This is a genomic window from Klebsiella sp. CN_Kp088, from assembly GCF_040064335.1.
Classification (GTDB): domain Bacteria; phylum Pseudomonadota; class Gammaproteobacteria; order Enterobacterales; family Enterobacteriaceae; genus Klebsiella; species Klebsiella aerogenes.
Genome location: NZ_JBEAIQ010000034.1, coordinates 77,923 through 84,490 on the forward strand (window position 1 = coordinate 77,923; position 6,568 = coordinate 84,490).

The 6,568-nt window shown below is 53.4% G+C and carries 7 protein-coding genes and 1 tRNA gene; 2 read left to right on the forward strand and 6 right to left on the reverse strand.

Annotated elements, in window-relative coordinates:
* Window positions 1-23 precede the first annotated feature (23 nt).
* The 4 genes from ABLV08_RS21525 to ilvL form a co-directional block, all read right to left on the reverse strand.
* Entirely contained in the window at window positions 24-953 is a 930-nt protein-coding gene (locus ABLV08_RS21525) for a branched-chain amino acid transaminase (protein WP_008807980.1), read from the reverse strand.
* A 19-nt stretch (window positions 954-972) separates the two neighbouring features.
* Entirely contained in the window at window positions 973-1,230 is a 258-nt protein-coding gene (gene ilvM, locus ABLV08_RS21530) for an acetolactate synthase 2 small subunit (protein ID WP_015368897.1), read from the reverse strand.
* Window positions 1,227-2,873 carry an acetolactate synthase 2 catalytic subunit gene (gene ilvG, locus ABLV08_RS21535; RefSeq protein WP_234276547.1) on the reverse strand — a complete coding sequence of 549 codons (1,647 nt, stop codon included), beginning with the start codon at window positions 2,871-2,873 and terminating at the stop codon, window positions 1,227-1,229. The genes ilvM and ilvG overlap by 4 nt, the downstream gene beginning before the upstream one ends.
* Window positions 2,874-3,013: 140 nt before the next feature.
* Window positions 3,014-3,112: an ilv operon leader peptide gene (ilvL, locus tag ABLV08_RS21540; protein ID WP_001311244.1), complete on the reverse strand. Its 99-nt coding sequence runs from the start codon at window positions 3,110-3,112 to the stop codon at window positions 3,014-3,016.
* A gap of 354 nt (window positions 3,113-3,466) precedes the next feature.
* On the opposite strand from ilvL, the gene ABLV08_RS21545 reads away from it, so the two are divergent.
* A complete protein-coding gene (locus ABLV08_RS21545) occupies window positions 3,467-4,987 on the forward strand; it encodes a YifB family Mg chelatase-like AAA ATPase (protein ID WP_047052963.1) in 1,521 nt (506 codons plus the stop codon).
* Between the two features lie 23 nt (window positions 4,988-5,010).
* On the opposite strand, the gene ABLV08_RS21550 is transcribed toward ABLV08_RS21545, so the two are convergent.
* The gene (locus ABLV08_RS21550) at window positions 5,011-5,349 is read right to left on the reverse strand and encodes a DUF413 domain-containing protein (protein ID WP_015368901.1); all 339 of its coding nucleotides are present in this window, start codon (window positions 5,347-5,349) and stop codon (window positions 5,011-5,013) included.
* A 118-nt stretch (window positions 5,350-5,467) separates the two neighbouring features.
* Here ABLV08_RS21550 and hdfR point away from each other — a divergent pair, with 118 nt between their 5' ends.
* Complete coding sequence (gene hdfR, locus ABLV08_RS21555; RefSeq protein ID WP_015703960.1) at window positions 5,468-6,289, forward strand: HTH-type transcriptional regulator HdfR; 822 nt, start codon at window positions 5,468-5,470, stop codon at window positions 6,287-6,289.
* A gap of 102 nt (window positions 6,290-6,391) precedes the next feature.
* On the opposite strand, the gene ABLV08_RS21560 is transcribed toward hdfR, so the two are convergent.
* Window positions 6,392-6,467, reverse strand: a tRNA-Trp gene (locus ABLV08_RS21560).
* Window positions 6,468-6,568: the final 101 nt, after the last annotated feature.

Below are 6,568 nucleotides of genomic sequence, written 5' to 3' on the forward strand. Positions count from 1 at the left end.
GGTGCGTGCCGTCCCATTTTTAATCACTTACTAACCGGATCCAGCCAACCCCATTTATCTTCCGTTTCACCGGTGAAGAGGCCAAAGAAGGCTTCCTGAATGCGTTTGGTCACCGGGCCACGGCGGCCTGCGCCAACCTGGATACCGTCAACGCTGCGTACCGGCGTGATTTCCGCAGCGGTACCGGACATGAACACTTCATCCGCGAGGTACAGAGATTCGCGGGACAGCACCTGCTCGCGGACTTCGATACCGAGATCTTTCGCCAGTTTGATGATGGCGTCGCGGGTGATACCCGGCAGCGCGGAAGAGGTAAACGGCGGAGTAAACAGCACGCCATCTTTCACCTCAAACAGGTTTTCGCCTGCGCCTTCGGAGATATAGCCGTTAACGTCCAGCGCGATACCTTCCTGATAACCGTGACGACGCGCCTCGCTGCCGACCAGCAGAGAGGAGAGATAGTTGCCGCCCGCTTTCGCTGCGGTTGGGATGGTGTTTGGCGCCGCGCGGTTCCAGGAAGAAACCATCGCATCGATCCCCTGCTCCAGCGCTTCTGCGCCAAGGTATGCACCCCACGGGAACGCCGCGATGATAACGTCGGTTTTGTAACCGTCCGGCGGGTTAACGCCCATGCCAACATCGCCAACAAACACCAGCGGACGGATATAAGCGCTGGTCAGTTTATTGGTACGGATAACTTCGCGGCAGGCTTCCATCAGCTCGTCAACGCTCTGAGAAACCGGGAAACGGTAGATTTTGGCTGAATCATGCAGACGCTGCATGTGTTCACGATGGCGGAACACCACTGGCCCTTTGTGAGAATCGTAGCAGCGGATACCTTCGAATACCGAAGTCCCGTAGTGCAACGCGTGGGACATGACGTGTACTTTCGCCTCGCCCCATGGGGTCATCTCGCCATTGAACCAAATGTAATCAGCTTTCTTCGTCGTCATTGTTTTTATTCCTCTGCGCTCAGGCGCGGATTTGTTGTGATGTGGGTTGCTGGATCTCGACGCAGGCGACGTCGACCAGTTTGCGTAACTGACTAAACAGTAATTCGACGGGCCGCTGGCTGGCAACGGTCAGCTCGATATTTATGTTTTGCGCATCCGACGCGGTTTCCATATTCATTGAGCAAATTTGAAAACCGCGATGGCGCACCACGCGCAGCACGCGTTCTAAGGTTTCGGGGTTGAAGCGAGCCTGTAAAGCGACCTGATGTTGCATCATGATAATTTCTCCAGCATTTCTGCATTACTGGCGCCGGGCGGCACCAACGGCCAGACATTCTCAAGTTCATCGATTGAGACATGAAGCAGGTATGGCCCCTGGCTCGAAAGCATGGTGTCGAGTGCCGCTTCAACCTGGTCTTTACGGGTGATGTGCTGGCCTGGAATGCCAAAAGCGCTGGCCAGCGTAAGAAAATCAGGATTATCGGTAAGCGTGGTTTCGCTGTAACGCTCCTGGAAAAACAGCTGCTGCCACTGGCGAACCATGCCTAAACGTTGGTTATCCAGCAGCACGATTTTCAACGGTAATTGCTTGCGCTTAACGGTGCCCAGCTCCTGCACGTTCATCATGAAAGAGCCATCGCCGGAGATACAGATAACCGTATCGTCCGGGCGAGCCACCTGCGCGCCAACGGCTGCCGGCAGACCAAAACCCATGGTGCCGAGGCCGCTGGAAGTGATGAAGTTTTCCGGGCGGGTATAGGTCATGTGCTGGGCCGACCACATTTGGTGCTGGCCGACATCGGTCGTCACGACGCAATCCGCCGGTTTGCGATCGGAAAGCTGCTTGAGCAACAGCGGCGCGTAGATTGCCTCGCCGGGATGATCGTAACGCCAGGCGTGCTCCGCGCGCAGCTGCGCGTTGCGCTCGCGCCACGCATCGATGGCCAACGGCTGCTGCAACGCCGGCAGCATGGCGTTTAAATCTCCGGTTAAGGCGACGTGTGCCTGGCGCAGTTTGTTCAGCTCAGCCGGGTCAATATCCATATGGATTACTTTGGCGTGCGGGGCAAAGGTATTCAGCTTGCCGGTAACCCGGTCATCAAAACGGGCGCCGACGGCGATTAATAAATCGCACTCCTGCACCGCCAGGTTTGCTGCCTTGGTTCCGTGCATACCCAGCATGCCAAGGTAATACGGATAATCCGCGGCGACGGCGCCCAACCCTTTCAGAGTGCAGGTTACCGGCATCTGCGTCACCGCCAGAAATTCGCGCACGGCCGGTACCGCCTGTGCCATTCCAACACCGCCGCCCACGTACAGCATTGGCTTGTGGGACTGCGCAAGCATCGCTAACGCCTGCTCGACTTGTATGTGCGGGAACTCAACATCATCAGGGACGGTGGAGAAATGCGGATCTAATTCCCCTTTAGCCAGCTGGATGTCCTTCGGGATATCAACCAGTACCGGGCCAGGACGGCCTGAGTTTGCCACCTGGAAAGCTTCCGCAATGACGCGCGGCAGCTCTTCCAACGACTGCACGAGGAAACTGTGTTTGGTGCAGGCCAGCGACAAACCGAGAACGTCCACTTCCTGAAAAGCATCGGTGCCGATAAACGGCGCCGCCACTTGACCGGTGATGGCGACAACAGGTACAGAATCAAGTAACGCGTCAGCCAAACCGGTGATCAGGTTGGTGGCGCCAGGGCCGGAAGTGGCGATGCAAACACCAGTTTTGCCGGTCGCGCGGGCATAACCGATGGCGGCCATTGCGGCGCCTTGCTCGTGCCGACACAGCAGGTGTTCCACGCCGCCGTCATACAAAGCATCGTAAACCGGCATAATCGCGCCACCCGGATAGCCAAATACCGTGTCGACCCCCTGTGTTCGCAAAGCATGTACCACCCACTGCGCCCCGTTCATAGTTACTTCCCCGTCATAGATCGGGAGAAACAGAATTTTATGCTAAAACTCATCTTCTGCTCCTCGCTTATGTTTTTTAAGTTATAAAAAAACCCCCGGACCTTTCGGTGCGGGGGTCTTAGTTCGTTAAGGCTTGATTTCTAAGCCTTTCCTCGTCCAAGTGCAGCCCCGCACGGTGGGATAATAATCACCACCACGCTAATCACGACCAGGCTAATCACTCGTAGAAGGGCTGTCATTTTCTGTTCTTTCTGGCTTCTTGTTCGAAGGAATACCTAAAGAGTTACCACAGACATCACATTAAGCACAAGATTTTTTTATGTTCCATTTTCTGATCTTGCTAACGATTTTTATTAAACCAGTTGTTTTTAAAAAGAAAAAAATAAAATGAAAAAAATTCAGTTTATTCTCGCGTTTGCATCCATGTTTTACGGCATCAAAACGGCGTCATGACGGATTTGCGTATGTCCTCGCAAGATAATAAAAATGCAAAACTTTGCAGACAATTGTCTGGAACAGGCGTCGTAAAGTTAAATATTCCCAGGTTCATGAAACTCTATGAATAGACATAATCATTCCGCTCAGGAGGCGTTATGTCACTCGCAATTGTCTATACCCGCGCGGCGCTCGGGGTCAGCGCGCCGCTAATTACCGTCGAAGTCCATATCAGCAACGGACTCCCTGGTTTGACGATGGTCGGCCTGCCGGAAACCACGGTAAAGGAAGCCCGCGATCGGGTACGTAGCGCCATTATTAACAGCGGCTACAGCTTTCCGGCAAAGAAGATAACCATAAACCTTGCCCCAGCCGATCTGCCGAAAGAGGGCGGGAGATATGATTTACCTATCGCTCTCGCGCTCCTGGTCGCTTCGCAGCAGCTTGCCGCCCCAAAACTTAATCAGTATGAGTTTATTGGCGAATTAGCGCTTACAGGCGCATTACGCGGCGTTCCTGGGGCAATATCCAGCGCTATGGAAGCGATAAAAGTCGGGAGGCAGATTGTCGTTGCTGGAGATAACGCCGAAGAGGTCGGCTTGATTAACGGCAATGAGTGCCTTATAGCAGGGCACCTGCAGGAAGTCTGTGCGTTCCTGGAAGGGAAACATATTCTGCAGCCGCCGACTGGTGAAATAACTGCGGGAGAGGACGATTATGACGATCTCGGCGATGTCATTGGCCAACAGCAGGGAAAACGCGCGTTGGAGATAGTCGCAGCTGGCGGTCACAATTTACTCTTGATGGGTCCACCGGGTACAGGGAAGACGATGCTCGCCAGCCGTTTGCCGGGGCTTTTACCGCCCCTAAGCAACCAGGAAGCGCTGGAAAGCGCGGCTATCCTCAGCCTCGTCAATGCTCATTACGTTACGCGTCAGTGGCGTCGGCGGCCTTTTCGCGCCCCTCACCACAGCGCTTCGCTAACGGCGATGGTCGGCGGCGGCTCAATCCCTGCCCCTGGGGAGATCTCCCTGGCGCATAACGGTATTCTGTTTCTTGATGAACTACCTGAATTCGAGCGTCGGGTTCTGGATGCACTACGAGAGCCCATTGAATCAGGAAAAATTCATCTTTCCCGCACTCGGGCTAAGATTGACTATCCTGCGCGATTTCAGTTGATTGCCGCCATGAATCCCAGCCCAACAGGACATTACCAGGGTCAGCATAATCGGGCCACACCGGAACAGACCCTGCGCTACCTGGGCCGATTGTCAGGGCCATTTCTCGACCGCTTCGATCTCTCGCTTGAGATTCCACTCCCTCCACCGGGCGTATTAAGCCGGGGTGGCGTTGGCGAAGAGCGAAGCGCCACCATTCGTCTACGGATATTCGCGGCGCGCGACAGACAGCTCGCACGGCAGAATAAACTTAATGCACAACTGGACAGCGGGGAGATAAAAGTCTGGTGCAAGCTGAAAGAAGACGACGCGATATGGCTGGAACAGACGCTCTCACTATTAGGGCTTTCAATCCGCGCATGGCAACGTTTACTGAAAGTTGCGCGTACTATCGCCGATCTTAATGAGGATAGGGATATCGAACGTCATCATTTGCAGGAGGCGCTAAGCTACCGGGCTATCGACCGTATGTTAAATCACCTGCAGACGCTGATGGCATAAAAAAAGGGCTTTCGCCCTTTTTTTTAATCGTCGCTTTCAGTGTAGTCTTCAGCGCCTTCAACCTGCGGCTTACCGCCAGATAAGGTGTGAAAACGCTTCGGACGTTTGATTCGCGCCATATACTTAATCCAAACGCGTTCCGCTTCGGTCACCGGCTCACGTTCGCCGTGGCATACCGCAACGAATTGTTTTTCATCTTCGGTAACAGGCTCGCGTTTGCCCAATTCCAGCTCATTAAAGGCGTAACCATGACGTTCAAGCAGTTGCGCCTCTTTGATGGTGAAATCACCGTGACGGGAGAACCCGCGTGGATAATTTTTATTGTCGAAAAAACGATTAGTCGTCGTAAAGCTTTCCGCCATCCTACACGCTCCTGATTCTTTGGCCGAGCTATTTATGGCGCGGAGTATTAGTTACGCTTGACAGAGCGTCAAACAAAACATTTAAATCATCACGACAAATAATTTTGCGGAGAAGAGTGTGGACACGGAATTGCTCAAAACTTTCCTTGAAGTGAGCAGAACTCGCCACTTTGGGCGGGCAGCGGAAGCGCTTTATTTAACACAATCAGCGGTTAGCTTCCGCATTCGTCAGTTGGAGAACCAGCTGGGCGTAAATTTATTCACCCGCCATCGTAACAATATTCGCCTGACGTCAGCCGGTGAGAAACTGTTGCCCTATGCCGAAACGTTGATGAATACCTGGCAGGCCGCGCGTAAGGAGGTTGCCCACTCTTCTCGCCATAATGAGTTTTCGATCGGCGCCAGCGCGTCGCTATGGGAATGCCTATTGAACGGTTGGCTGGGGACGCTCTACAAAGATCCCTATAATCTGCAATTTGAGGCCCGGATAGCTCAACGCCAGTCATTAGTGAAGCAGTTGCATGAACGCCAGCTCGATCTCCTGATCACCACAGAATCACCGAAGATGGATGAATTAAGCAGCCAGTTATTGGGTCATTTCACCCTGGCGCTCTATTGTGCCGCGCCGGGAAAAAATAAGAATGATTTGAACTACCTGCGGCTGGAATGGGGACCGGACTTCCAGCAAAACGAAGTGGGTTTGATCGGCAGCGATGATGTACCGCTACTGACGACGAGCTCCGCAGAACTGGCTTATCAACAGCTCACTACCTTGAATGGTTGTACCTGGTTACCCGTTAGTTGGGCACAGCAGAAAACCGGCTTGCACACGGTGACCGATAGCGCGACCCTTTCACGTCCTCTGTATGCCATTTGGCTACAAAATAGCGATAAGCAGGCACATATTCGCGAGATCCTGAAAAGCAGCATCCTGGAATAGCGATCTGACTCCATGGATGGAGTGGCTAAAAAACTGGAAAGGCAGAGTGATGGGAGAAATTAAAGACAAAAAAAATCCTTTGCCGAAGCAAAGGATTATATATGGCAGGGGCGGAGAGACTCGAACTCGCGACACCCGGTTTTGGAGACCGGTGCTCTACCAACTGAGCTACGCCCCTAAATCTTTCTCGCTATTAAGCCCGCTAATATAGCAGGCTTAATATAAATAAGTGGCGGAACGGACGGGACTCGAACCCGCGACCCCCTGCGTGACAGGCAG

Excerpts from the sequence above, each read along its gene's own strand:
- ABLV08_RS21550 (WP_015368901.1), bottom strand. The coding sequence starts at position 5,349 with ATGGCGGAAAGCTTTACGACGACTAATCGTTTTTTCGACAATAAAAAT.
- ABLV08_RS21545 (WP_047052963.1), top strand. The coding sequence starts at position 3,467 with ATGTCACTCGCAATTGTCTATACCCGCGCGGCGCTCGGGGTCAGCGCG.
- ilvM (WP_015368897.1), bottom strand. The coding sequence starts at position 1,230 with ATGATGCAACATCAGGTCGCTTTACAGGCTCGCTTCAACCCCGAAACC.
- ilvG (WP_234276547.1), bottom strand. The coding sequence starts at position 2,873 with ATGAACGGGGCGCAGTGGGTGGTACATGCTTTGCGAACACAGGGGGTC.
- ilvL (WP_001311244.1), bottom strand. The coding sequence starts at position 3,112 with ATGACAGCCCTTCTACGAGTGATTAGCCTGGTCGTGATTAGCGTGGTG.
- ABLV08_RS21525 (WP_008807980.1), bottom strand. The coding sequence starts at position 953 with ATGACGACGAAGAAAGCTGATTACATTTGGTTCAATGGCGAGATGACC.